Source organism: Micromonospora parathelypteridis, from assembly GCF_014201145.1.
Lineage (GTDB): Bacteria > Actinomycetota > Actinomycetes > Mycobacteriales > Micromonosporaceae > Micromonospora > Micromonospora parathelypteridis.
Genome location: NZ_JACHDP010000001.1, coordinates 465,901 through 491,640, shown reverse-complemented (window position 1 = coordinate 491,640; position 25,740 = coordinate 465,901). Strand labels below are relative to the sequence as shown.

At 69.7% G+C, this 25,740-nt stretch carries 19 protein-coding genes; 11 read left to right on the top strand and 8 right to left on the bottom strand.

The annotated features are described in order from the left end of the window. Window positions 1-87: 87 nt before the first annotated feature. A complete protein-coding gene (locus HNR20_RS02075; protein ID WP_184175948.1) occupies window positions 88-483 on the top strand; it encodes an effector-associated constant component EACC1 in 396 nt (131 codons plus the stop codon). Window positions 484-541: 58 nt separating this feature from the next. On the opposite strand, the gene HNR20_RS02070 is transcribed toward HNR20_RS02075, so the two are convergent. Beyond that, window positions 542-1,885 carry a glycoside hydrolase family 18 protein gene (locus HNR20_RS02070; protein ID WP_184175947.1) on the bottom strand — a complete coding sequence of 448 codons (1,344 nt, stop codon included), beginning with the start codon at window positions 1,883-1,885 and terminating at the stop codon, window positions 542-544. A gap of 146 nt (window positions 1,886-2,031) precedes the next feature. Between HNR20_RS02070 and HNR20_RS02065 the strand changes: the two genes are divergently transcribed. Then, window positions 2,032-2,916: a bile acid:sodium symporter family protein gene (locus HNR20_RS02065; protein ID WP_184175945.1), complete on the top strand. Its 885-nt coding sequence runs from the start codon at window positions 2,032-2,034 to the stop codon at window positions 2,914-2,916. Window positions 2,917-2,933: 17 nt separating this feature from the next. Here HNR20_RS02065 and HNR20_RS02060 read toward each other — a convergent pair whose 3' ends face one another. Further along, window positions 2,934-3,353: a PPOX class F420-dependent oxidoreductase gene (locus HNR20_RS02060; protein ID WP_184175943.1), complete on the bottom strand. Its 420-nt coding sequence runs from the start codon at window positions 3,351-3,353 to the stop codon at window positions 2,934-2,936. Between the two features lie 88 nt (window positions 3,354-3,441). After that, a complete protein-coding gene (locus tag HNR20_RS02055; protein WP_184175941.1) occupies window positions 3,442-5,844 on the bottom strand; it encodes an ATP-binding protein in 2,403 nt (800 codons plus the stop codon). Between the two features lie 197 nt (window positions 5,845-6,041). Here HNR20_RS02055 and HNR20_RS02050 point away from each other — a divergent pair, with 197 nt between their 5' ends. Beyond that, window positions 6,042-6,935, top strand: coding sequence for an NAD-dependent epimerase/dehydratase family protein (locus HNR20_RS02050; protein WP_184175939.1), 894 nt, complete (start codon window positions 6,042-6,044; stop codon window positions 6,933-6,935). A gap of 1 nt (window position 6,936) precedes the next feature. Here HNR20_RS02050 and HNR20_RS02045 read toward each other — a convergent pair whose 3' ends face one another. From HNR20_RS02045 to HNR20_RS02030, 3 genes are all read right to left on the bottom strand, one after another. Further along, entirely contained in the window at window positions 6,937-8,046 is a 1,110-nt protein-coding gene (locus HNR20_RS02045; protein ID WP_184175937.1) for a glycoside hydrolase family protein, read from the bottom strand. A gap of 296 nt (window positions 8,047-8,342) precedes the next feature. Continuing rightward, entirely contained in the window at window positions 8,343-10,883 is a 2,541-nt protein-coding gene (locus tag HNR20_RS32055) for a pectate lyase family protein (protein ID WP_229687486.1), read from the bottom strand. A 125-nt stretch (window positions 10,884-11,008) separates the two neighbouring features. Further along, entirely contained in the window at window positions 11,009-12,625 is a 1,617-nt protein-coding gene (locus tag HNR20_RS02030) for a pectate lyase family protein (RefSeq protein ID WP_229687485.1), read from the bottom strand. Between the two features lie 844 nt (window positions 12,626-13,469). Here HNR20_RS02030 and HNR20_RS31845 point away from each other — a divergent pair. Continuing rightward, window positions 13,470-15,452: a pectate lyase family protein gene (locus HNR20_RS31845; protein WP_221309661.1), complete on the top strand. Its 1,983-nt coding sequence runs from the start codon at window positions 13,470-13,472 to the stop codon at window positions 15,450-15,452. 73 nt (window positions 15,453-15,525) lie between these two features. Here the strand turns inward: HNR20_RS31845 and HNR20_RS02015 are convergent, their stop codons facing one another. Next, window positions 15,526-16,488 carry an AraC family transcriptional regulator gene (locus HNR20_RS02015; protein WP_184175935.1) on the bottom strand — a complete coding sequence of 321 codons (963 nt, stop codon included), beginning with the start codon at window positions 16,486-16,488 and terminating at the stop codon, window positions 15,526-15,528. Window positions 16,489-16,703: 215 nt separating this feature from the next. Between HNR20_RS02015 and HNR20_RS02010 the strand changes: the two genes are divergently transcribed. From HNR20_RS02010 to araD, 5 genes are all read left to right on the top strand, one after another. Further along, the gene (locus tag HNR20_RS02010) at window positions 16,704-18,242 is read left to right on the top strand and encodes a flavin-containing monooxygenase (RefSeq protein WP_184175933.1); all 1,539 of its coding nucleotides are present in this window, start codon (window positions 16,704-16,706) and stop codon (window positions 18,240-18,242) included. Between the two features lie 373 nt (window positions 18,243-18,615). Further along, window positions 18,616-19,809: a low temperature requirement protein A gene (locus HNR20_RS02005; protein ID WP_184175931.1), complete on the top strand. Its 1,194-nt coding sequence runs from the start codon at window positions 18,616-18,618 to the stop codon at window positions 19,807-19,809. A 158-nt stretch (window positions 19,810-19,967) separates the two neighbouring features. Beyond that, window positions 19,968-20,864: an acetyltransferase gene (locus HNR20_RS02000; RefSeq protein ID WP_184175929.1), complete on the top strand. Its 897-nt coding sequence runs from the start codon at window positions 19,968-19,970 to the stop codon at window positions 20,862-20,864. A gap of 76 nt (window positions 20,865-20,940) precedes the next feature. Beyond that, the gene (locus tag HNR20_RS01995) at window positions 20,941-21,924 is read left to right on the top strand and encodes an alpha/beta hydrolase (protein WP_184175927.1); all 984 of its coding nucleotides are present in this window, start codon (window positions 20,941-20,943) and stop codon (window positions 21,922-21,924) included. Between the two features lie 87 nt (window positions 21,925-22,011). After that, entirely contained in the window at window positions 22,012-22,737 is a 726-nt protein-coding gene (gene araD / locus HNR20_RS01990) for an L-ribulose-5-phosphate 4-epimerase AraD (RefSeq protein WP_184175925.1), read from the top strand. Between the two features lie 205 nt (window positions 22,738-22,942). On the opposite strand, the gene HNR20_RS01985 is transcribed toward araD, so the two are convergent. Beyond that, entirely contained in the window at window positions 22,943-24,046 is a 1,104-nt protein-coding gene (locus HNR20_RS01985; RefSeq protein ID WP_184175923.1) for an aldo/keto reductase, read from the bottom strand. 143 nt (window positions 24,047-24,189) lie between these two features. Between HNR20_RS01985 and HNR20_RS01980 the strand changes: the two genes are divergently transcribed. Next, entirely contained in the window at window positions 24,190-24,819 is a 630-nt protein-coding gene (locus tag HNR20_RS01980) for a TetR/AcrR family transcriptional regulator (protein ID WP_184175921.1), read from the top strand. Next, window positions 24,812-25,552 carry an alpha/beta fold hydrolase gene (locus HNR20_RS01975; RefSeq protein ID WP_184175919.1) on the top strand — a complete coding sequence of 247 codons (741 nt, stop codon included), beginning with the start codon at window positions 24,812-24,814 and terminating at the stop codon, window positions 25,550-25,552. The genes HNR20_RS01980 and HNR20_RS01975 overlap by 8 nt, the downstream gene beginning before the upstream one ends. The last annotated feature ends 188 nt before the right edge of the window (window positions 25,553-25,740 follow it).

Genomic DNA, 25,740 nt, shown 5'->3' with positions numbered 1-25,740 from the left:
GACTTCGGTGACTTTGCGGGCTGCCCGGAGCCGGCGCCGGCTGGCAGGATGACGGTGTGGGGTTGTCCTCGCCGGAAGGAGAAGACGTTGCCCGCCTCTCAGGAGACGATCACGCTCTCGGTCCATCCAGATCTTCCCTCCGCCGACGCTCGGCGTTCCCTGGCGTCCTGGCTGCGCAACGAGGACCGGCTCCGCGGCAAGGTGACCGCCGCACCCGCCGCCGGTTCGACGGCGCCGCCCGACGAGACGTCGGCCGGTGCCACGGACGTGCTGCTGGTGGTCGTCGGCAGCGGCGGCGCCGTCATGGTGCTGGTCCAGGCGATCGCCGGCTGGCTGACCCACCGCCGCGACGACGTGACGGTGAAGCTCACCCGCCCGGACGGCTGGTCAGCGGAGCTGGACGTCCGCCGTGCTCGTGACATGGACCAGGTCACCGCGCTCATCGAGGAGGCCGTGCGCGCCGCCACCCCCGAGGAGGGGTAGGCGACTCGCCGCCGGCCGAGGAACCGGCCGGCGGCGAGTCGGGTCGAGCGGGGTACGCCTACCAGGTCGTCAGGCCGAGGCCGATCGTCTTGGTCAGCGTGGCGTTGTCGTCGTCGCCGTCGAGCGACCAGATCATCGCGCCACCCAGGCCGGCCCGTCGGATGTAGAGCATTTTCTGCAACACGACCGCCGGATCGTCGTACGTCCACAACGTCGTACCGTCGAACAACCAGGCGTGCCCGGCGCGGAGGTCGCGGTGCACGGTGAACCCGTTACCGGCCAGGGTCTTGAGCTGCTTGTAGTCCTCGTACCCGGCCTCGAAGGTCGCCGGTGCGGGCCCGGTGGCCGGCTGGAACAGGCCGTTGCCGCCGCCGGTGATGCCCGTCCAGCCCCGGCCGTAGTACGGGATCCCCAGGACCAGCTTGTCCCGTGGCGCGCCACGGGCGATCCACCCGTCGATGGCCACCTCGGCGGAGAAGTCCGGGTTGTCCGGGGCACCCGCCGGGACGCGCAGCGCGGACTGCTGGTTGGCCCTCGGGTCCCAGCCGCCGTGGAAGTCGTACCCCTGCACGGTGGCGAAGTCCAGGTACTTGAAGATCTTGCGACCCTCGTAGCCGGCGTCCATGGTGGCCGGGTTCGCCGGTAGGAAGGCGGTCAGCGGGTGGTGGGTGCGGGTCTTGCGCCCGTACGCGTCGAGCTGCCGGCGGAACTCGGCGAGCAGCTTGGTGAAGTTCTCCCGATCCTCCGGGCGGATGACGTTGCCGGGCTCACCGGCCCAGTTGGGCCACTCCCAGTCGAGGTCGATGCCGTCGAAGACGCCGGCCGCGGCACCCGGGCCGCCCGCCGCACCGTCTCCGCCGGGCAGGTTGCCCTTGAGGTAGAGGTCGATGCAGGACGCGACGAAGGCCTTGCGGGAGGCGTCGGTGCGGGCCGCGTTCGAGAAGTACGTCGACCAGCTCCAGCCACCGAGCGAGATCAGCACCTGCAGTTTGGGGTGCTTTGCCTTCAGCTTGGCGAGCTGGCCGAAGTTGCCGTTGAGCGCCTGGCCCGGGGCGTCCGCGACGCCGTCGACGCTCTCCTCCGCCGGGACGGGTCGCTGGTAGTCGGCCCAGGCGTCGCCCTCGGCCGGCCCGCCATCCACGTAGCAGCGCCCGTCCTCACTGACGTTGCCGAAGGCGTAGTTGACGTGGGTGAGGCGGCTCGCCGCACCGGAGGTGTCGAGCTTCTTGACCGGGAAGGCCCGGCCGTAGATGCCCCACTGGGTGAAGTAGCCGACCCGGTGGTAACCGGCGCGGCGCTGCTGGTTGTCGCTCGCGCTCGCCGCGGTGGGCGGGGCGGCGGTGAGGAGCAGGGCCGCCAGAACGACGACGGCGGTGAGACGGCGGTGACGGAATGGTCGCATCGGCACACTCCCACGAAGGTTGAGGCACAATTAGTAAAGATACTTATCTGATTGATGAAGTTAAGCCGATCACACTCTGCGGTCAAGAGCCGACCGGCCACACGGGGGATTGTGAACGCGTTACCGGGTGGTAACGATGTTGTGCCATGGACTCAGCCCTGACCTTGATCGGTCTGCCCATCGCTCTCGGCATCATCATGCTCGGCCTGGGACTCGGGCTGACCATTGCGGACTTCCGCCGCGTGGCCCAGCATCCGAGGGCCGCCATCATCGCCCTCGTGTGCCAGGTGCTGGTGCTGCCGGCGCTCTGCTTCTGCCTCGTCCTCGCGTTCGACCTGGCACCGGAGTTGGCCGTCGGGATGATGCTGCTGGCCGCCTCGCCGGGCGGCACGACCGCCAACCTCTACAGCCACCTGTTCGGCGGGCACGTGGCCCTGAACATCACCCTGACCGCCATCAACTCGGTGCTCGCCGTGTTCACCCTGCCGATCCTGGTCAACCTGTCGGCGGCGTACTTCCTGCCCGACGGCAGGAGCATCGGCCTGCAGTTCGACAAGGTGTTGCAGGTCTTCGCCATCGTGCTCGTCCCAGTCGCGATCGGCATGCTGATCCGGGCCCGGGTGCCGCAGGTCGCCGAGCGTCTGAACCGCCCGATCCGGATTCTCTCCGTCGTCGTACTCGTCGCCGTGATCGCCGGAGCCGTCCTCGGCGAGCGGGAGAACATCGCCGACTACTTCGTCTCGGTCGGCCTGGCCGTGCTCGCGTTCAACCTGCTGAGCCTCGCGATCGGGTACGGGGTGCCACGGCTCGCCGGGGTCGACCGCAGCGCCGCGACCGCCGCCGGGTTCGAGATCGGCATCCACAACAGCACCCTGGCCATCACGATCGCGCTCAGCCCGGCACTGCTCAACAACACCCAGATGGCGATCCCGGGAGCCGTCTACGGCATCGTCATGTTCTTCACCGCAGCAGCCTTCGGCTACCTGGTGACCCGCGCCGGCACCCGGTCCGCCACCACCCTGACGCCCTGACGAGGGGGCGTCAACCGTCAGCCGACCTGGCTGTTGTCCTTCTGGGCGCCCCAGCCGTGCCAGCGGTCGATCTCGATCAGGGCACTGACCCGGGCGCGCTCACGCCGCGGGTACGCGTTGCCCGTGTAGTGCTGGGACAACCGGTCGATGTCCGCGAGGTCCTCGTCCGCGCGCAGTTCGGTGACGCGCCCCATGATGCTGACGTGGGTGTACCACCCGGCCTCGTCGAGCACGGTGAGAGACACCCGGGGGTCGTTCCGGACGTGCTCCAGCCGGCGGCGACTCTCGTCCATGTTGACCAGGATCCGGCCGTCTTCCCACAGGTACCAGGTCGCGGCGGACACCGGCTGGCCACCGTTGCGCAGCGTGGTCATAACGGCCGGGTTCGGCTTCTGCAGCATGGCGACGGCGGCCTCGGGAAGTGGTGGCTTGGACATCGAATCTCCTTCGTGCGTGAGCGTTACCCCCGAACGTTACGCACCTTCGGTCCCGATCGAGATCGGATGGCGATCTTTTCCGTCCACGTCACTCTCCCGCTGACGGTGCTTCGCCGAGCCGCTCACGCAGTCGCGCACGGAGCGGCGGCACCTCGGGCAGCCTGGCGTCGCCGATGAGTTGCTCGGCCGCCGCCCACTCGGCGCGGGCTGCGCCGACGCGGCCCAGCGTGGCGAGGGCACTGGCCCGACCAAATCGGCTCCGGGCGGCATGCACCCGGTCGTGAAGCCGCTCGAACTGTGCGGCGGCCGCCTCGAACGCCACGATCGCGTCCTCGTACCGGCCGGCCCGGTCGGCGATCTCGCCCATTGCCTCCCACACGAAGCCGACGCCGTTGCCCTGCCGGTTGCGCTCGAACACCGCCAAAGCGTCCCGCATGTCGCGGGCCGCGTCGTCGTGCCGATTGTCGCCATACGCGAGCCAGCCGCGTTCCTCCAGCGCGTACCCCACGGCGATGTCGTCATCGAGCCGCCGTGCGATCTTCAGTGCCTGTGCGTTGAGCGTGATCGCCTCGTCGCGGCGGCCGGTGAACCGGTACGCGGTGCCCAACTGCAGCAGCGTCCAGGCGCGGTGGCGGCTGTCCTCGGCGGGCAGCAGCGCGAGCGCCCGCTCCAGCATGGGCACGGCGAGCTCGGGTTGCCAGGACATCGTGTAGAGCGTGCCGAGGGAGTTGCGGACCTCGATCTCGGACTCGGTGTCACCGAGTTCCACGAAGAGCCCCAGCGCCCGGACCAGCGGCTCCTGTGCAGCGTCCGAACGGCTGTCACGCAATGCTTCGCCGTACGCGTGCAGACCCTCGGCCTGCGCGCGGCGGTCGCCGAGCCGGTCGGCGATTGCCACGGCCTCCTCAGCCGGCGGCAACGCGTCGGTCACCGCACCCGCGCTCCGGTGCGAGTTCGAGATCCAACGTAACGCTCGCGCTCGACGGCTGTCGTCACCGAGGGACGCGGCCGCCGCTGCGGCGTCACGCCACAGCGCCAACCGGTCGGGGTGATCGCCCGCCCGGTCCAACAACGGGTGTACGACGGAGACGAGCGCCCACGCCCGCTCGTACGCGGAGGTCTCGACGGCTCGATGCGTTGCCGCCAGCACGTTGTCCCGTTCCTGAGCCAACCAGTCGCCGGCTCGGGCGTGCGTGGTGAGCCAGTCGAGCAGCCGGGTCAGGCACGCGTAGCGGTCGCCCGGCGTCTCTTCGATAGCGAGGCGCTCGGTGGCGAAGAGCCGGAGCAGATCGTGCAGCCGATATCGGTCGGGCGCGGGCGACTCGACCAGCATCGCGTCGACCAGACGTTCCATCGCGGCGGCGACCACCGGTGCATCGAGCCCGGCGAGCGCGGCAGCGCCACCGACTCCGAACACCTGACCGGGATGCGAGCCGGCCCGCCGGAACACCAGCCGGTCCACGGCCGACATCTCGACGTAGGACGCCTGGAAGGTGGATCGAATCTCCCGGTCGCCGACCTGCAACTCGTCCAGTCGGCGAGCCTCGTCGGCCAGCCTGGCCGCCAAGTCGCTCGGTGTCCACGATGGTCGAGCACGCAGGCGAGCTCCGGCGATGCGGATGGCCAGCGGCAGTCCGCCGCAGAACCGGACGATGCGCGCCGCGCCCTCCGGGTCACTGGCGGCCCGCTCGCCGCCGGCCGCGCCAGCGAACAGCGCCAACCCGTCGTCGTCGTCGAGCCCGCCGAGGGTGATCGGCCCAACGTTTGGCAGACCGGTGAGCTGTCGGCGGCTGGTGACCAGGACGAGGCAGCCGGGATCACCGGGCAGCAGCGGACGTACCGCGCTGGCGTCGCGCGCGTCGTCGAGGACGATGAGTACCTTCCGGTCGGCGACAGCGGACCGGAAGAGGGCGGCGAGGTCGTCGACGGTTCCGCGCCATTCGTCCTCGGGTACACCAAGGGCTCCGAGGAATCGGGTGAGCACCGCCTGCGGGGTGACGGGGTCGGTGCTCGCTCCGCGCAGCGCGGCGAAGAGCTGTCCGTCGGGATAGTGGTCGCGGCGGTTGTGGCCCACGTGCAGCGCCAGCGCGGATTTACCGGCGCCGGGCGGGCCGACCAGGGCGAGCACCCGGCAGCCATCGGCGAGGTGCTGATCGATGGCGGCGAGATCGCTTGCCCGGCCGGCGAAGCCGACCGGCGCGGCGGGCAACTCCGCCGGAGCCCGCGGGGCGGGGCCGGCCCGCAGTGGTGGTGCCACCGGGTCGGCGAGGCGCTGTTGCCAGAGCGTCAACCCGACGGCGACCACCCCGAGCAGCCCGACCGCTGGCCAGGCCAGCCAGGACACCGTGTCCAGCGGCGCCGGAAGCGTGCCACCGGTCGCGACGTTGACGGCGACGGCGAGCAGCACCGAGAGCACGCCCGACGTCACCGCCACCAGGGCAACCACCTGCCCACGTCGCAGTCTCGTCCCCCGACCTGCTCGGCGCTGCATCCGCCCACGCTACCGACCGGGTCCATCACTCGGGGTACCTCGTGCACCACCCGCCGCCCGGTGCTCGGCTGCTCGGCGCGGTGGGGCGGCTCGCCCGTCGTGCCCGCCGGCTGGGTCACCGGGTACCTGGTCGCCAGGCCTGGCCGGAGCCCCACCCGCCGGTGCGGCTCCGGCGGCCCCCGGAGAGGATGTGGGTCATGAGTACATCCGCACTGCCCAGACGTGTCGTCGTCACCGGCGCCACCGGCAAGCTCGGTCGCGCCGTCGTCGCCCACCTGCGCGCCGTTGGCGTCGACGTGCTGGCGGTGGACCGCGCCGGCGGTCGCGACCCGCGCGACGTGGCCGGCGAGTTCCTCCTCGTCGACCTGACCGACTACGGGCAGGTGGTGGAGGCGTTTACCGGGGGCGCCGACGAGCACGCCGGCGGGGTCGACGCGATCGTGCATCTGGCGGCCGTCCCGGCCCCCGGGCTGATGTCGAACGCGACGACGTTCGCGAACAACTCCGCCGCCACGTACAACGTGTTCGCCGCCGCCAGGGCGGCCGGGATCAAGCGGGTCGTGTGGGCGTCGAGTGAGACGGTGCTCGGGCTGCCGTTCGACACCCCGCCGCCGTACGCGCCGGTGGACGAGGAGTACGCGCCGCGGCCGGAGTCGACGTACTCCCTGAACAAGGCCCTTGAGGAGGAGATGGCGCGGCACTTCTGCCGGTGGGACCCGGAGCTGGTCATGGTGGGTCTGCGTTTCTCCAACGTGATGGACGTCGAGGACTACGCGCCGTTCCCGTCGTTCGACGCCGACCCGCGACTGCGGCGGTGGAACCTGTGGGGCTACATCGACGCCCGCGACGGTGCCCAGGCGGTCGAGCGGGCGCTCGCCCACGATCAGCCCGGTGCCGACGTCTTCGTCATCGCCAACGCCGACACGGTCATGACGAGGTCCAGCGCCAGCCTGATGGCCGAGATCTACCCGGGTGTGGAGATCCGTAAGGAGTTGGGCGAGCACGAGACCCTGCTCAGCATCGACAAGGCGCGGCGGGTGCTGGGCTACGAACCGCGCCACTCCTGGCGGGACCACGTGGGCCAGGTGTAGGTCAGCGGGCCGCCTGGTAGGCGCGGCCGACGGCGGTCGCTTCGCTACCGGTACGGAACAGCCCGGTCTGGTCCTTGTCCGTGGCGGGCAGGCCGAACCAGGCGTACCGGTGCAGCCAGGACAGGCCGCCCAGCATCCGGGTCGCCGCGGTGAGGAACGCGGCCTGCTGTGCCTGGGTCGGGAAGCGAACGCCGTTGGCGAAGTCGATCAGCGCGAACTCGGTGAGCCAGATCGGCAGCTTGTAGCGGTCGTGCACCGCCTGGAGGTACGACTTGAGCTGGTTGACCGCGTTGGCGGTGGTGAAGTCTCCGCCGTACCAGTGCAGGGCGATGAAGTCGACCCGGTAACCGCGCTGCTTGACGCCGGCCATGAAACGGTCGAGCCACTCGCCCGGCCGGTCACCGCCCCAGGCCACCGCCGGGCTGCCCAGCGGAAGGCCGGTGGCCTGCAACTGCGGCCACAGCTCCAAGGCCTGCTCGACGGTCATCTCCGCCTGGCCAGCCAGGTCCGGCTCGTTGAACCCGAGCAGGTAGCGGCCGTTCTTCTTGGCCTGCTGCAGATTGTTGGCGGTGACGCTCTTCGCCCCCCAGATCATCGGAACGAACTCGGAGTTCTTCGGGCTGGTGACGCCCTGGTGGGCCACGTCCCAGGTGTAGTACCAACTCGCTCCGGAGCTGGCCAGCGCCGCGCTGACGCCGTCGAAGGTCCACACACCGACGCCCTTGCGCTTCGAGCTCACCGCTGGCGCCGCCGGGGCAACCGGACGGCCGGTGGTCGGCTTCACCGTCGGGGTGGTCGTGGGCGTCGGGGTCACCCCCGCCGGGCTCGTCGTGGCAGTGGGCGTGGTCGCGGTGGACGGGCCGGGTCCCGGGCTCGTCGGCGGCAGCGCGTCGACCGCCTGCGTCGCCGCGGGGGCGGGCGCGGGCCCGGTCGGTTGCACCACGACGATCACCCCGGTCACCAGTACGGCGACCACCGCGGCCACGGCGAGGGGCCACAGCAGGCGCTTCGCGCCGAACGGGAGGTGACCACGCAGCCCGCGTCGGGGCTCCGCGTGGACGCCCCGGGTCACCTTCGAGGTGTCGGCTCGGCCGTCACCGGTTCCGCGCATCGCTTCCGCTCCTTCACGTGGTCGCACCGCTAACTGAGTGAGGTGTGGTGGTTGATCGCCACCAGCGCCTCCCCTCAGGAGACTGGCCGGCCATACCGGGATAACAGTTTCGTCGGCACGGCCTCGAACGGGCGGGCCCGGTCACTGCCCCGCTCGGTGCTCGATCCACCTTTCGGCCACCGCTACGGCGTACCTTCGGCTAGCGCCACGAGACTCGGCGCGGTCTGACCGGATCGGCTTCCTACGCAGGGCTGGGGCGACGGTCCGGGGACCGCCGCCCCACCTGCGTGGCTCGGTCAGACGGTGATGCGTCCGGCGCCGGCACCCGCGGTGACGGTCGCCTTGACGCCGCTGGCGGCGTCGAGTTGGTAGGAGTACGGGATGGCGGCGACGTCACCCGCGCTCTCCGGCGCACCGGAGTTGACGAAGACGTTGTTCCGCTGGACAAGGTCACCCGGGTCCGACTCGGCGTAGCCGACGGCGGTGGGCCGGGTCACGTTCTCGAAGGAGTTCCCCTCGACGAGCACCCCGGCGCCCATGGTGGACGCGACGCCGTAGTCCGCGTTGTAGTAGTAGTTGTTGAACACGTGTACCGGGTCACCGAACCGGACCCGGGGGTGCCGCTCCTTGCTGCCGTCGAACCAGTTGTGGTGGTACGTCACCCGCAGGTGTCCGATGTCGGCGGTGTGTCCGTCGTCGTGCCCGAGCAGCATGCTCTTGGTGTGGTTCGTGACCCGGTTCCAGGAGACGGTCACGAAGTCGGACTCGCGCTTGATGTCCAACGCGCCGTCGTAGCCGCCGTCGAAGGTGTTGTGGTCGATCCAGACGTTGCGCGAATTCTGCACGTTCACCGCGTCGTCGTCCCAGCCCCGGAACGTGAGGTTACGGATGATGACGTTGGTGGCACTGCTGACGTTCAGTCCGTTGTCCAGCGTGGCGTTGCCGACGCCGAGCACGGTCTTGTTGGAGCGGACGTCGTTCATCGTGTCCGGCATGCTGAGCGAGCCCTGCACCCGGATGACCAACGGTGACGCCGACTCCAGGGCGTCGGCGAGCGCCTGGCCGTCGGAGACGGTGACCGTCTGGCCCGCCGCGCCGCCGGTGGTGCCGCCGTTCTGGGTGGCCCAGCCGACGAGGCCGGTCTGCGGCGGGTTCGGCGGCGGGGTGGTCGGGGGAGGGGTGGTCGGCGGCGGGGTGGTCGGCGGCGGGGTGGTCGGGGTCGGGGTGGTCGGCCCGCCCGGCAGGCCGACCTTGCCGACTCCGGCCTGCGCGGTCACGACGGCCTTGATGTCGCAGGCGGTGGTGATGGTGTACGAGTACGACGGATTCGTGACGGTGCCCCCGGTCTCGCCCGCGCCCGTGTTGACCAGGCAGTTGTTCCGAGCGACCAGCCTCCCGGGGCCGGAGTCGGCCTCGGCCAGGTGGTACGGGTCGTCGACGTTCTCGAAGTAGTTGCCCTCGACGATCACGCCGGAGTTCTCGGTGGCCGCGACGCCGTAGTCACCGGTGTTGAGGTAGTAGTTGCTGTAGACGTGCACCTGGTCGCCGAAACGGACCCGGGGGTTGCGCTGGCGGGTCTCGTCGAAGAAGTTGTGGTGGTAGGAGACCTTCAGCCGCCCGGTGTCCTGGGCGGCGTTGCCGTCGTCGTGCCCGAGCAGCATGTTCTTGTTGGTGCCGTCGGCGTGGTTGTAGGACACCGTCACGTACGACGAGCCGCGCTTGATGTCGAGGCCGCCGTCCGAGCCGGTGGTCCAGGTGTTGTGGTCGATCCAGATGTGGTGGGAGAACATCTGGACGTTCATGGCGTCGTCCGCCCAGTTGCGGAAGTTGAGGTTCCGGATGATGACGTTGTTGACGGCGTTCGCGGGCGGGCTGGTGACCGCGTTGTCGATTGGCAGGCCGATGTTGAGGCCACCGCCGGTGAAGCCCGAGTTGGCGCCGAGACCGACGATCGTCTTGTCGGAGCTGACCTCGTGCATCGGGCCGGGCAGCGCGAGCAGCCCGTTCACCTGAATGATCTTCGGTCCGGCCGAGGCGGCCTCGGTGATGAACTGCGCGGCGGTGGTCACCGTGACGGTCGGCCCACCGGCACCGCCGGTGGTGCCGTTCTGACCCCAGGCGTCGACCGAGGCCCAGCCGTCGGCCACGTTCGGGCCCGGGTTGCCGGGCGGATCCGTCGGGTCGGTCGGGTCCGGGTCGGGAACAGTGGCGGTGACCTGGACGTTGTCGAAGTTCGCGCTGGCGTTGAAGGTGGCCACGCCGATCCGGCCGCTGGCGAACTGGCTGTCCGTGGCCTCGGTCAGCAGCGTGCCGTTGACGTAGCCCTTGAGCGAGTTGCCGGCAACGTCGATCCGCAGGGTGTACGCGGTGCCGACGGTCACCGTGACGGCCGCGCTGTCCAGCGTGGTGCCGGAGCCGCCGCTGAGCCGCTTGAGTTCGACGGTGTTGTTGCTGCGCAGAGCCAGGTAGTAGTAGCTGGTGCTGCTCTGCGCCCGGGCCAACAGGGCGACGAAGCGGTTGGAGCCGTTGAAGGCGGTCGGCTTGGCGGTGGCCTGGACCGAGTAGTCAGTCCAGCTCGCCGTGCCGGCCAACGAGCGGGCGTCACTGCTGGTGCCGGACTGCCGGTAGACCCGGGATCCGTCGGTGGCGACCGACCAACTGCCGCCGGAGGTGGTCCAACCGGTGGCGTTGCCGTCCTCGAAGTCGTCGGTGAAGAGGGTGTCGGCGTAGGCGCCGGTGGCCCCCATGCCAAGGACGAGCGCGACCGCGGCGAGCGCGGCCCCGATCGCGATCAGGAGACCTCGGCGATGCCTTCGCCAGGTTTCGGTGGTGTGCACGGAACCTCCTTGGTGGTGGTCAGCCCAGGAACGTGGGCATCAAATCGATCTACATCGATATATCGGAGTGGCGTCGTCCCTTGGTGCCGGGGCTGGTGCTGGGCGACCGGCCCCGGCCGCCACTGCTAGTAGCCGAGCTTTCCGGTGCCCGAGCCGGCCGAGACGACCGACTTGATCGTGCTCGGATCGGTGACGGTGTAGGGGTAGTAGGTGCTCGGCTCCTGCACGGAGCCACCCGCGTCACCCGGCTCGCTGGTGCCGGCGAGCACGTTGTTCCGGGCGATCAGCCGACCCTTGGACCCGGCGTAGCTGATCGACCACGGAACCTCGACGTCCTCGAAGTAGTTGCCCTCAACGACGCATCCGGAGTTGAGCTGGCAGGCGACCCCGACGTCGGTGTTGTAGACGAAGTAGTTGTTGAACACGTGCACCGGCTCGCCGAAGCGGACGCGCGGATTGCGCTGCGGCGTCCGGTCGAACCAGTTGTGGTGGTAGGTCACCTTCAGATAGCTGGTGTCCTGGGCGGCATTGCTGTCGTCGTGTCCGAGCAGCATGTTCTTCGTGTGGTGGTGGGTGTGGTTCCAGGAGACCGTGACGTAGCTGGCGCCGCGCTTGATGTCGATCAGCCCGTCGTAGCCGTACGCCAGGTCGTTGTGGTCGATCCAGATGTGGTGCGAGAACATCTGCACGTTGATCGCGTCGTCCACGGTGTTGCGGAAGTTCAGGTTGCGGACGATCACGTTGTGCACGGCGTTGGCGGGTGGGCTGGTCGCGGTGCTCACCGGCAGGCCGATGTTCAGGCCGCCGCCGGTGATGCCCGACCCGGCGCCCACGCCGACGATCGTCTTGTCCGAGGTGACGTCGTGCATCGGACCGGGTAGCGCGATCACACCGTTGACCCGGATGTTCAACGCGCCGGCGGTGCCGATCGCGGCGAGGAATTCGGCGGCGGTGTCGACGGTGACGGTCGGACCGCCCGCGCCACCGGTGGTGCCGTTCTGGCCGAGGGCGTTCACCGACGCGAAGCCGATCGGCGGTGCGCCTGGATCCAGCGGTGGCTCGGTGGGCGGCAGCGTCGGCTCGCCCGGCGGTTCCCCAGGCGCCCCGGTCTCCGTGTCCACCCTGACATCGTCGAAGGAGGCGCTGGCGTACGACGTGGCGAGTCCGGCGCGACCGGCGGCGAACGCGCCGTCGGTCGCCTCGACCACCAACGTGCCGTTGACGTAGCCCCGCAGTGTCGAGCCCACGGCCTCCAGACGGAGCGTGGCCCAGCTGCCGGTGGTCACGCCGCCGGCGGCCGAGTCGAGCGCCACCGGGTCGCCGCCGGACCGCTTGAGCAGCTGGATGCCGCCGCTGGCGGTGACCGCCAACGCGTAGTAGCTGCTGCTGTTCTGCGCCCGGGCGATCACCCCGACGTGCCGGTTCGTACCGCCGAACCCGGTGGGTCTGACCCGCGCCTGGACGCCGTAGTCCGCCCAGCCCGGGGCTGGGGTCAACGCCCGGGCATCGCTGCTGGCGCCGGACTGCCGAAAGGCCAGTGAGCCGTCGGTCACGACCGACCAGCTGCCCCCGGACCGCGACCAGCCGGTCGAGTTGCCGTCGGAGAAATCGTCGCTGAACAGCGTGTCGGCGAAGGCGGGTGGGGTGGCGATGAGCACGGCTGCGGCGGCGAGCGCTCCGGCGGCCAGTGTCGCGGCGATCAGCCGCGGCCCCGGCCGGCCCCGAGGGTTCATTGATGTCATCGTGGGCCTCCCTGGTGGTGGTGGCGGCTTCAGGAATCCGAGGGCGTAACGGATATGAAATGAGCCATACACAAACGGTAGGGAGACGTACTGGCAAGAGTCAATGCATTGAATGTGCAGGTATGTTGCAGGCTATTTGGGCATTGTGTATTGCCCGGCCGCTGGCAGCCGAGCTGATCGGCATTCGGCCCGATTCTCACCGGGCAGTAATGCCCATTCTTTGCGGCCGCTCAGCGATTTTCTCGCGGCGGCTGGAGTTCAGCTGTCGATGCTCGGCGCCGCCATGCGCCGATCAGCCGAGCCGTCCGTGGTGCGTGTCCGGCCGTGAGCGCCGATCGGCGCTCGGCGGCACCCGCTGGACAGCCCGCCGTGCGGTGCGTTGGTGGCGCGGCAGCCGGACGGGGAGGCCTCGGCCGATGGGCCTGACTGGCGCCGATATCCACCTCCCGTGCCTGCAAAGGTTTGCAGCGAAGGAAGCACAGAAGCTTGATCAACGTCAATGCCCAACAGTGAACCTGCGGCATTTATCCGCATTGATGAGGGTGCGGGGGCCGCGTCCGCGCTTCGGCGGCCACGAGATCACAGAAGTAGTCCGTGATCAATGCGGCAACCGTTTGCAGGAAGTGATGATCAGTTGATTGACATGGATCAATTGTCCTGTCTAGCATGGGTGCCGGAAAGCGCTTTCCGCCCTCACCCCCACCGCCACGGATCGCCGGCCGATCCGGCGCTCGCCCATGCCTCGTGTCGCCGACGTCCAGGCGTCACGGACCGGCTCGGGCTCGCCGCTGCGGCCCGTCGGACCCCCGCCCGGTCCGCGATTCGTCCCGCGAAAGGCAGCCAGATGCGCTCCACTTCCGCTCGCCGTCTCCCGTCGCGCTGGTGGTCACTCGCCGCCGTCGGCCTCGTCGCCGTCCTGCTCACTCCTCCTGGGCTGGCCAAAGCCACCCCTGCTGCCGCGTCGGTGGACCCGGTCACCAGTGCTGTGGCCGGTCCCGCTGACGGTTTCGCCAGCGTCGCGGCGCTCGGCCAGGACGGCACCACCGGCGGGGCCGGCGGACCGACCGTCACCGTCGCCACCACCGTCCAGTTCCTGGATTACATCGCCCGGCCGGGGCCCTATGTCATCCAGGTCGCCGGCACCATCAACCTGCCCGCCGGCAGTAGCGACGGGATGTACGACGTCGCCTCGGACAAGACCATCGTCGGCATCGGTGCCACCGCCAAGCTCTCCGGCGGTGGGCTGAACATCGGTGTGCCGGTCGACGACGACGTCACCGCACCGCCGGCGAACGCGGTACACAACATCATCATCCGAAATCTGCACCTGACCGGCGCGAGCGACGACCTGATCAACGTGCAGATGTTCTCGCACCACATCTGGATCGACCACAACGAGTTCTCCAATGGCGATGACGGCGCGGTGGACATCAAACGGGGATCCGATTTTGTGACCGTCTCCTGGAATCACTTCCACGATCATGACAAGACGTTGTTGCTGGGCCATGACGAGGATGCCGGCCCGCAGGACACAGGCCGGTTGCGGGTCACCTATCACCACAATTACTTCAACCGTTCCGACCAGCGCAACCCCCGGGTGCGATTCTCCGCGTTGGCGCACGTCTACAACAACTACTACTACGACAACAGCTACGGCGTCGCGTCCACCTACGACGCCGCCGTGCTCATGGAGAACAACTACTTCTACTCCGTGAACAACCCCGGCCGGGTGGACTTCAGTGGCGACCTGGGCCGGATCGTGGCACGGGGAAACATCCTCGTCGCCTGCAACCATCCGATTGAGACCCGTGGCACCGTTCCGGATCCGCGCGGTTACTACCCGTACCAGCTCACCCCCGCCGCCGACGTACCGACCACCGTTCCGGCGGGCGCCGGGGTGGGCAGGCTGCCGTCGACGCTCACCGCTGCCTCGCCGAGCGCGGTGCCGGCCAGTCAGCCGGACGGGTTCGCCAGCGTCGTCGCGCTCGGTCAGAACGGTACGACCGGCGGGGCCGGCGGCCCGGTGGTCACCGCGACCAACGCGGCGGACTTCCTCGACTACATCGACACCATCGGACCGATGGTCATCCAGGTCAGCGGCGTGATCCGGATCAGCAGCAAGCAGGGGGTGCGGCCGAACAAGACGATCATCGGCGTCGGGAACGCCGAGATCACCGGTGGCGGGCTGGACTTCTACCGGTCGTACAACGTGATCGTTCGCAACATCAACTTCATCGAGGCCGAAGACGACGCGGTCAACATCGGGCAGAACTCCCACCACATCTGGATCGACCACAACCGCTTCGCCGGCGCGATCGACGGCTCGGTCGACATCGTGCGGGGTGCCGACTACGTGACCGTCTCCTGGAACCACTTCGACCACGCCGACAAGAGCATGCTCATCGGACATTCCGACGGCGCGGCGTCCACTGACATCGGGCACTTGAAGGTGAGCATCCACCACAACTTTTTCGACCACAGCCGCCAACGCCATCCCCGGGTCCGGTTCGGCGATCCGGTGCACGTCTACAACAACTACTTCCTCGGCAACGCCCTCTACGGCGTCGCGTCGACGGAGAACGCCGGTGTCCTGGTCGAGGCCAACTATTTCCGGGACGTCCCGTACCCGCTGCACTCCGCGAGCGGGTACGCCGACAGCGGGCCCGGCCGTGCCGTGCAGCGCGGCAACGTCTTCGTCAACTCCGGCCAGCCCGAAACCGCCGGCACGGTCGTCGAGCCGCGTACCTACTACCCGTACCAGCTCGACCCCGCGGCGAATGTTCCGACCCTGGTCACCGCGGGTGCCGGGGTCGGTCGGCTGACCTGACGCCCTCGGTGTCGTACCGTCTCGGCTGGTGCCCCAGCGCACGGCCGGGACGGTACGATGCGGGACGGCCAGGTCAGCGACGCAGTGTCGCGGACGGTGACTCCCCGAATCGCGTCCGATACTCGGTCGCGAACCGGCCGAGGTGCACGAAGCCGTGCTGCAGCGCGACGGTGGTCACGGACGCCCCTGGCTCGGCCGCGCGCAGCATCCGATGGGCCGCGTCCAGGCGGCAGGCCCGCAGGTACGCCGTCGGAGTGGTCCGCAACTCCCGGCGGAAGCAGTCCTGCAGCGTCCGTACGCTCACCCGCAGCGCCTGGGCGACATCACCGACGGTCAGTGCCTCGTCGTGGTGGTCGGAGATCAGGGCGCAGGCCCGGCGGACGAGGCGCCCGGGGTTGGGGTGGTGGTCCGGCTCGGCGAGCAGGTCGGAATGGGTGTGCCGGTGGGCCAGCAACAGCTGGCCGATGAGCCCCTGTTCGAAGCGGGCGGCGACCTGCGGGTGGTCGAACAGGGACGCGTCCGCCGGCTGTGACAACTCGTCGGCGAGGAACGCCACCCCGCGGGCCCACGCCTGCGCGGTCGACGTGGTCATCACCATGCCGACGTCGAAGCGGACCGGGTCGTCCACCGGGCGGCCCAGGAGGCGGGCGAGTTCCCGGTCGACGGCGCGCCGGTCGGCGTAGAAGATCCGGTGTGGCGACCCCCCGGACCAGTGCATGTCCGACGGGTCGTACGGGGAGAGGACGGAGGCGACGCCGGGTGTCGAGGTCACGGTGTGTCCGGCGTGCCGGACCACCGTGCTGCCGGCGCGGGGGATCTGGACGAGATAGAAGGTGTCCAGGGCGGGGGGTTGGATCCGGACCGCCTGCCCGTAGTCGAGGTCGATGACACCCACCCCGCCCACCCGGCGTGCCGCCATTCGGAGTTGAACGCTGCGCACGCCCGCCTGCGGGATGAGCCGGTGCGGACAGAAGACCCTGCCCACCTCGGCACGAGCCCGATCGACGTCGTCCGTCCGGACCGTCACGGCATCCATCCGACACCTCCTGGGCGCCCTGGTGCGCCGACCATAAGGCGTGACCGGGAAGGACAGTGCCGCAAAGCCGCAGACCCGACACGGATCGGGGCCCGCTGCGCGTAGTGGACACATCCCGCGCGCAACGGATAGCGACCTCTGCGGCCTGCTCGTTAGCGTGCGCTCACCACGCTGCCGCGATTCGCAGCAGTGGTCCACGCACTCCGGAGGAGACCATGAGGATTGCCGTCGTCGGCGCTGGGTTCGCCGGTCTGAGCGCAGCGAAGGTGCTGCGGCAGAGCGGATTCGACGTCACCGTGTTCGAGAAGGCACCCGACGTCGGTGGGGTGTGGAGTCGTACCCGGCGTTATCCCGGGCTGCACACCCAGAACGACAAGGGCACCTACCACCTCTCCGACCTGCCGATGCCCGCCCACTACCCGCAGTGGCCGTCGGGTGAGCAGGTGCAGGAGTATCTCGAGAGCTACGTGGAGAAGTTCGGGCTCGCCACCGTGCTGCGCCTGTCCACCGAGGTCGCCTCCGCCGAACTCGTCAACGACGAGACCGGGTGGCTGATCGCGTCGCGGCCGGCGGGCGCCCAGGACCCGGTGATAGTGGAACGGTACGACCACCTCGTCGTCGCCAACGGCATCTTCTCCGACCCGCTCGTCCCGTCGTTCGACGGTCACGCGACCTTCGCCGCCGCCGGTGGACGCGTGCTGGCGGCGGGGGAGTTCCACGACATCGAGGCGGCCCGAGGCAGGAACGTCCTCGTCGTCGGCTACGGCAAGTCGTCCTGCGACGTGGCGATCCCGCTCAGCGATGTCGCCGCCCAGACCCACGTCGTGGCCCGCGAACTGCTCTGGAAGATGCCCCGCAAACTCGGCGGGGCGCTCAACTACAAGTACCTGCTCCTCACCCGGATGGGTGAGGCGCTGTTCCGCTACATCAACCTCAAGGGCTTCGAGCGGTTCCTGCACGGCCCGGGGAACGGTCTGCGCGGACGCATGGTCGACAGCGTCGGATCGGTCGCGACCAGGCAGCTCAAACTGCGCGAGCTGGGTCTCGTGCCGAACGGCAGCTTCGAGGACATCGCCCGCAGCACGGTCAGCCTCGCCACGGAGGGCTTCTTCGAGCGCGTCACCGACGGCCGCATCGCCGTGCACCGCGACCAGGTGATCAAGGAACTCCTGGTCGACGGAGGCCGACCGGCCGCCCGCCTCGCCGACGGTACGGTGCTCCCCGCCGACCTGGTGATCTGTGGCACCGGCTTCCGCCAGCACGTGCCGTTCTTCGACGACGCCCTGCACGCCCGGCTGCAGGACGAGGCGGGCAACTTCATGCTCTACCGCCAGATCCTGCCGATCGGTGTGCCGCGGCTGACGTTCGCCGGCTACAACTCGTCGTTCTTCAGCCCGCTCAGCGCAGAGATGGCGGCGGTCTGGACGGCCGCGTACCTGCGGGGTGGGATCGACCTGCCGACCGAGGGTCGGATGCGCGACGAGGTGCACACCCGCCTGACCTGGATGGCGGCGCGCACCAACGGGCGACACGCCCGCGGCACGAACATCATCCCGTTCTCGATGCACAACATCGACGAGGTGCTCAACGAACTGGGCCTCAACCTCGGCCCGCTGACCCGGGCCCGGCAGTGGCTGTTCCCCGTCGACCCGCGCTCGTACCGGGGGGTGACGGCACGCATGATCCGGCGTACCGCCGATGAGGGCGCGGCGGGCCAGGTCGAACCGACCCGGCCCGCCCGCGCGACGCGGTGAGAGCGCCCTGGCTACGGGCGGACGCAGCCCGGTCGCGGGGGACGCTCGGGCGCTGTCTGGGCCGCACCAACCGTCCACGCGCCACGGCCGGGCTCGTACACGCCCGCCGGGCTGCGCCGCTTGGACCTAGCCGCCATCGTCACTCTCACCTCGCTCGGGGTGGTCCTTCACCCCGACGTCGTCCAGCAGATCGCATCCGACCAGCTCCGGACAAGGATCTTCACGCGTCCTAGACAGCGGACGTCGGAGTCTTCACGCGCTCGATACGCGACGGTGGCATGAGTCGACCGGGTATCAGCCAAAACTATCAGGAGCCCTCATATAAGGCGATAAGGTACGCCAAAGGTGTTGAGGTGGAACAGATTGGCGATCCGTGCTGAGACCCACCTGGTTCCGCGGGCTCGGGGACAGCCGGAGCACCCCCTCGGCGACCGTCCTGGAGCTGCTGTTCGACATCGTCTACGTCTTCGCGCTCGCCCGGCTCGCCGGTCGGGTGGCGGACGACCTGACCATCGTCCGGCACACGCTGCTGTCCGAGGCGGGCCAGACGGTGCTGTTCTTCACGGCGATGTGGATGATCTGGTCGCTCAACGCTCTCCTGGCGAGCACCTACGACCCTCGGCGCCCTGACCTGCAGGCCGTTCTGTTGGTGACGATGTTCGGCACGTTGGTCCTGGCTGTCTCGTTGCCGGAGGCGTTCGGCGAGCGCGGCGTCGTCTTCGCCTGCACCTACGTCTTCATTCAGGTCGGCCGACCGCTCCTGCTGACGTTCGCCCTGCGCGGCCACCCGGGTCGGGTGTTCGCGAGCCGGGTGCTGGCCTGGCACACGGCGTCCGCCGTGCTCTGGATCGGTGGCGGCATCAGCGGCGGGCTCGGTCGGGGCGTCTTCTGGTCCCTCGCCCTCGCCGTCGAGCTCCTCGGCGCCGCCACGGCGTGGCCGGTGCCCGGCGGGAAACGGTTAAGCGGGGCGCGGGTCATCACCGTCTCCCAGGTACACCTCGCCGAGCGGTACAACCAGTTCTTCATGATCGCTCTCGCCGAGGTGGTGCTCGAAGCCGGTGCCGCCGTCAGCACCCCGGGCTTCACCACCGAGGGGAGCATCACCCTCGTCGCCGCGTTCTTGGCGGTGGTCTCGTTCTGGCGGATCTACTTCTACCACGCCCGATCCGGTCAGGCCTCGACCTCGGGCGGGGAAGGCACACGTCTCTCCCGGTGGGCGAGCTACAGCCTGCTGTTGATCGTCGGGGGCATCATCTGCACCGCGGTCGGCTTCGGGCAGATCATCGAGGATCCGCACCCGCCGATCGACTGGGCTCTGGTGGCCATCCTCTTCGGCGGCCCGGTGCTGTTCCTGCTCGGGCGGAGCTTTCTGGAGAAGGACGATCGAACCACGCCGCGCTGCCGGATGCTGTACCTCGGCGTGCTGGCGCTGGTCGTGGCGGCACCACCGATGGTGCTGCTCCCGCCGGTCGCCGTGGCGGCCGCCACGGGGTTGATCCTGGCCGGCATCGCCGTCCTCGACCAGGGGGCTCACCGGCGTGGCTCGGAGAGCAACCCGACGCTGTGACAATCCATTGCGGGCCGACGACCAGTCCGCGTATGGTCCTTTGGCACGCCGTCGAGCCGGGAGGAGGTCAGAACAATGTCCGATGTTCTGCGCCCCCTCCGCGCTCCGGCGTCCGCGCGGACCTGACCCGGGGCGCTCGCTTCCCGGAGGACCAAGCCATGACTGATCTGGTCATTCGTCCGCTCGTCGCGGGCGAGGAAAATCTGTTCGATTCGATGCCCGACCCGCTGCCCCAACTGCGGCAGACCGCGTACGCCGACGGCGTCGCCGGCGGCGGCTACCGGCCCGAGAACACCTGGGTCGCCCTCCGTGCCGGCCGGGTGGTCGGCCGGGCAGCCTGGCTCCTCCCGCCGGACGCCGTCGGTGCCCCCTGGCTGGACCGGTTCGATCTCGACGCCGAGCCGGAGGTGGGTGCCGAACTGCTGCACGCCGCCCACGAGGCGCTGGGCGGCCCTGGCCTGTACTACGCGGCCTTGCCGGCGCACTGGCGGCGTCGAGCAGAGGTGCTGGCCGTGGTGCGGGCGCCGATGGAGGCGGCCCGGCTCGCCGGGCTGATCGAGCGGGGGGAGCGGCTCAGATGCTCCTGGACGGGCACGCCCCTGCCGGCGTCCTCCGGGCGCTACGACTTCCGTCCGCCCGCCGACGCGGCGGAGATCAATGCTCTGGTCGCCAGGATCGCCGAGCCGGACGTGCTGACCGGCGTGGAGATCGCGCGGGTGGTCGGCGGCGTCGACCTGGCCACGGATCCCCTGGCCTGGCTCGGGGATGCGACCGAGGAATGGCGCGTCGCGCGGGAGGACGGGAGGCCGGTGGGCCTGGTCGGCACGGCCGGGGAAGCCTGCTACCCGCTCCTCGCCTACCTGGGCCTGCTCGACGAGGCGGCTCGACCCGAGCTGCTGGCCGAGGCGGTCCGGGTGCTGGCCGCCGGTGGTGCCCGTGAGGTCATCGCCGACGTCAACGCCCACCAGGTAGCGGTGCTGGCGGAGTTGGAGCGGACCGGGTTTCGGCAGTTGCGCTCCCGGGTCGTCTTCGCGCCGCCGAACGCTCCGGAATAGCTGATCGGGGTGCGCCCTGTCACCGGGGCGCACCCCTGCGCGGGCTCGGACTTCCTCCCCTGCCAGCATCTGCTCCATGCCGGAGATCATCGCGTTCGTCGTCGGCGCGTTTGCGCTGGTCGTGCTGGCGGTCGCCGGGCTGTATCTCTGGCCGGTACGCCGCCGTGGGCTGTCGATCGCGCCGGCGCAACCGCTCGATTTCGACACCGCCACCCGCGTCGCCGAGGCCGTCATCGCGGCCGACGCGGCGGATGCAGAGGTCCGCCCGGAGTCGCGCAGCCGCTTGTTGAGCCACGGCTCGCGGACCGGCAGGGTCGTGCTGCTGCTGCACGGATACACGCTCGCGCCCGAGCAGTACGACGGACTGGCCGAGGAGTTCTTCGACCGTGGGTACAACGTCTGGATTCCGCGGGCTCCCCAGCACGGGACCGTCGACCGCCGGGCCCACCACCGGGTCCAGACCGGTGAACTGACCGCGTACGCCGCGCAGGCGTTGGACGTCGCGGCGGGCCTCGGAGACGAGGTGGGCATCGTGGGGATCTCCGGCGGCGCGGTGCTCGCCACCTGGCTGGCCCAGACCCGGGTCGACGTCGTACGCCGTCTGCTGTTGTTGTCGCCGTTCTTCGGCCCGGATCCTCGCCAGGCGCCGGCCTTCGCGGTGAAACCACTCATCGTGTTGTACGGGCGCCGCATCCTCCCGGATCGCGTCACGTCGCGCGGCTACTCCCTCTCCGCCGTCACCCAGTACCTGACGATCGCGCGTGGTCTGCCGAAACCACGAAGCACCGGTCTGCGGAGCGCGGCGGTCGCCATCAGCCCGCTCGACGGTGTGGTGGACCTGGCGGCGGCGGTCAACGTGCCACGCCGGATCGCCGACGCGAACGCGATCCCGCTCCGGGTCCACACCCTGCCGGAGACATTGGGTGTCGGCCACAACATCCTCAACCTCACCGCGCTCGGCGCCGAGGGGGCCGAGGTACGCCGGCGGTACATCGCGCTCTACGAGGGCGATCCGGCGCCGACGTCCCCACTAGCCCGGACGTCCAGCGCCGACGAGTGAGCGTCGACGAGGCCGTGGTGACGGGGCCGCGTGCTTCCGCGTCCGCGTCTAAACTGCGCGCGTGCCTGAAAGACGGCGTCATCTCCGATGAGTACGGCCGGATCCACCGACCTACGTGCCGCAGTCCTCGCCGCGAACCGCCTCATCCCCCAAGCCGGCCTCGCCGCGCTGACGTGGGGCAACGTGAGCGGGGTCGACCGGGACGCGGGCATCTACGTGATCAAGCCTTCCGGCGTGGCATATGAGGACCTCTCGGTCGACCTTCTCGTCCCGGTGGATCTGGAGACCGGCCAGGTCGTCGCCGGAGAGCTCAAGCCTTCCGTCGACAGCGAAACCCACCGGGCGTTCTACCTGCAATGGCCGTCCGTCGGCGGGGTGACGCACACCCACTCGACGCACGCCGTCGCCTTCGCCCAGGCCCGCCGGGACGTACCGGTGCTCGGCACCACGCATGCCGACACCTTCGCCGGCCCGATCCGGGTCACCCGGGACCTGACGGCCGACGAATGTGCCCATGAATACGAGCTCAACACGGGGCGCGCGATCATCGAGCTCATCGGGGGAGAAACCGAGGCGCTGGCCAACCCGGTCGCCCTCGCCGCCAACCACGGCCCCTTCACCTGGGCGGCGAACCCACTGAAATCTGTGGAGAACGCGATCGTCTGCGAGGCGGTCGCCGAGATGGCCCTGAAGACGCTGTCCCTGAACCCCACCGCCGACGCACCACAGTGGCTGCTCGACCGCCATTTCACCCGCAAGCACGGCGCGGGCGCCTACTACGGCAACCAGCTCCCGGAACAGCGCCGGCCCTGACCAGCTGCCCGCCGGCCCAGCCGGTGGGCAGCCTCTGACGGCCGGTTGGCAGGAACAGGGGGCCCTCGTAGTGACGCTGTCGCTGCGAAGGCCCCTTGTTCCGCGGGCCTGACCTAGGGCCCGACCTCGCCCGACAGCGCCAGGTTGAACGCCTCGACGAACTCACGACAAAGGGTGTCGTTGCTCTGCGCCTTGTCGGGCTCCTTCACTTGGTGGGCTCAGACGCGCCGTTGAACACGGGAGGGGAGTAGCCCGCCGGCTTGTCGCCGATACCGAGACCGGGGCTCACCACCCAGGACTGGTACTGCGGAGTGAACATGGCGTACGGCAGCCCGAGGTTCGGGGCGCTGGCCTCCTCGATTCGGCGACGGGCGTCGGCCGGGATCTCGAAGTCGAGCGCGCCGAAGTTGCTGGCGAGCTGCTCGGGGCTGCTCGCCCCGACGATCACCGAGGCGACGGCGGGCTGGGTGGCGACCCAGTTGATCGCGACCTGGGCCATGCTGCGCCCCAGGTCGGCGGCCACGCTCTCCAGCGCCTCGATGACCTTCCAGTCGCCGGGGCTGATCTCCCGACCCGCCGCGTCGGGGTTGGTCAACCGGCCGGTCCCGCTCATGCCGTCGTCGGTCCGCCGGTACTTGCCGCTGAGCAGCCCGCCGCCGATCGGGCTCCACGCGGTGAGCCCCATCCCCAGGGTCTGCGACATCGACACGAACTCCGCCTCGATGCCCCGGCTGACCAGGGAGTACGGGAGCTGCACGTTGATCATTGGAGCCAACCCGTGCGCCTCGGCGTAGCTCTGCGCCCGGGCCGCGTACCAGGCCGGCACGTCGGAGAGTCCGGCATACCGGATCTTGCCGGCGCGTACCAGGTCGTCGAGGGTGTGCACGACCTCCTCGACCGGGGTGATCCGGTCCCAGGTATGCAGCAGGTACAGGTCGAGGTAGTCGGTGCCGAGCCGGCTCAGCGACGCTTCCACGGCCCGCATGATGTGCTTGCGGCCGTTGCCGCTGGCGTTCGGGTCGGTCGGGTCGACGGTGTTGGTGGCCTTGCTGGTGAGCACGAGCCGATCGCGGACGCCGGCCCGCGCGATCAGGCGGCCGAGGATCTTCTCGCTCTCCCCGGCGGTGTAGAAGTCCGCCGTGTCGATGAAGTTCCCGCCCGCCTCCAGATACTGGCGGAAGATCGGCTCCGCCTCCTCCTCGGTCTTGCCGTACGCGGCGTGGAACCCGTCCACGCCGAAGTTCATGGTGCCCAGCGCCAGCCGGCTGACCCGCAGACCGGACCGCCCGAGTAGGTAGTAGTGGTTCATCCTGACGTCCCCCTGATCGCGTGCCGGCCCCGTGCGGACCGCGCGTTCCAGACCTTTGCTCGGCAAAAATGGACCTGCAAGTCCAAAGTGCGAGCTAGGGTGACACCGGCAGGTCCGGGATGAAAAACGGTGACGGGGGTCTCATGACACGGGCGTTGACCCGCAAGGGCGAGGCGACCCGGGCGCGGATCGTCGCCGGCGCGGCCGCCGAGATCCGGGAGCGCGGCGTCGACGAGGTACGCCTCGAGGACGTGATGGCCCACACCGGCACCAGCAAGGGTCAGCTCTTCCACTACTTCCCCGACGGTAAGGAGGAGTTGCTGCTCGCGGTGGCCCAGCACGAGGCCGACCAGGTGCTCAGCGACCAGGAGCCGATGCTGAGCAACCTGACGTCCTGGCCGGCCTGGCTGGCGTGGCGCGACCGGCTCATCGAGCGTTACCTCGCCCAGGGTGTGAAGTGCCCACTCAACGGTCTGCTCGGTCAGACCGGCCGGCGTGCGCCGGGCGCGCAGGCCGTGGTGACCGGGCTCATGTGGCGGTGGCAGAAGGCGATCACCGAGGGCATCCGGCACATGCAGTCGACCGGCGACATCGCCGCAGCGGTGGACGCCGAACGCGCCGCCGCGGCGCTGCTGGCCGGCATCCAGGGCGGCGTGCTGCTGCTGCTCTCCACCGGAAAGATCGACCATCTTGAGGCGGCCCTCGACCTCACCATCGACTCCCTGCGGGCGAGCGCCCGGGTCGGGACGCAGGAAAGGTACGTCAATGACTGACGACGAGAACCGGCCGCCGTTGGTGCTGCTGCACGGCCTCACGTTCGACCGGCGACAGTGGAACCCGGTGCGGCGCGAGCTCGCGGTGATCGATCCTGCGCGGCAGGTCCTCACCCTCGACCTGCCCGGCCACGGAGAATCACCACGGCGGGCCTCCTACCGGATGGCGGAGGTCGCCGAGGTGGTGCACGGGCAGGTGACCGAGGCGGGTCTCGCCGAGCCGGTCGTGGTGGGACATTCGGTCGGCGCGGTGGTCGCCACGGCGTACGCGGCCCGCTACCCGGTGCGTGGGGTGGTGAATCTGGACCAGATTCTGCTGCCCGGACCATTCGGTGTGGCCGTACGCCAAGCCGAGCCGGCCCTGCGGGGAGCGGACTGGCGGCGGGTGTGGGACGGGATGCTGGCCGGGATGGGCATCGAGTCGCTACCGGCCGAGGCGCGCGAGATCGTGACGACCGCGACCGATCCTCGGCCGGACCTGTTGCTGGGCTACTGGGATGAGATCCTGCACGGGTCCGACGAGGGAATTGCCATCGAGCGGCACCGCGATCTGCGGTCCATCGGCGGGCGGGGGATCCCCTACCGCTGGGTGACCTCGTCCGAACCGCCGGCACGTTACCTGGCCTGGCTGACGGAGGCCCTGCCGGAGGTCGTGGTGACCGTGCTACCCGGTAGCCACTTCCCACACCTGGCGGAGCCCGCGACGATCGCCCGGCTGCTGGGCGGGAGCTGAGCGGGGCCGCCGAGTTACTCTTGCGGGCGAATTGCCGGAGATCGGAGCAAGCGTGGCAGGTGACGACGACATCTCCGGGTGAGAACCCGGACCAGCCGCCGACGGGCGCGTAATCGCGCCGCCGTCGCCGCGGCTCTGTCGTCATGCCCTGCTCATGCTGCCGGGCCACCCGTGTGCGCCCGGATCTC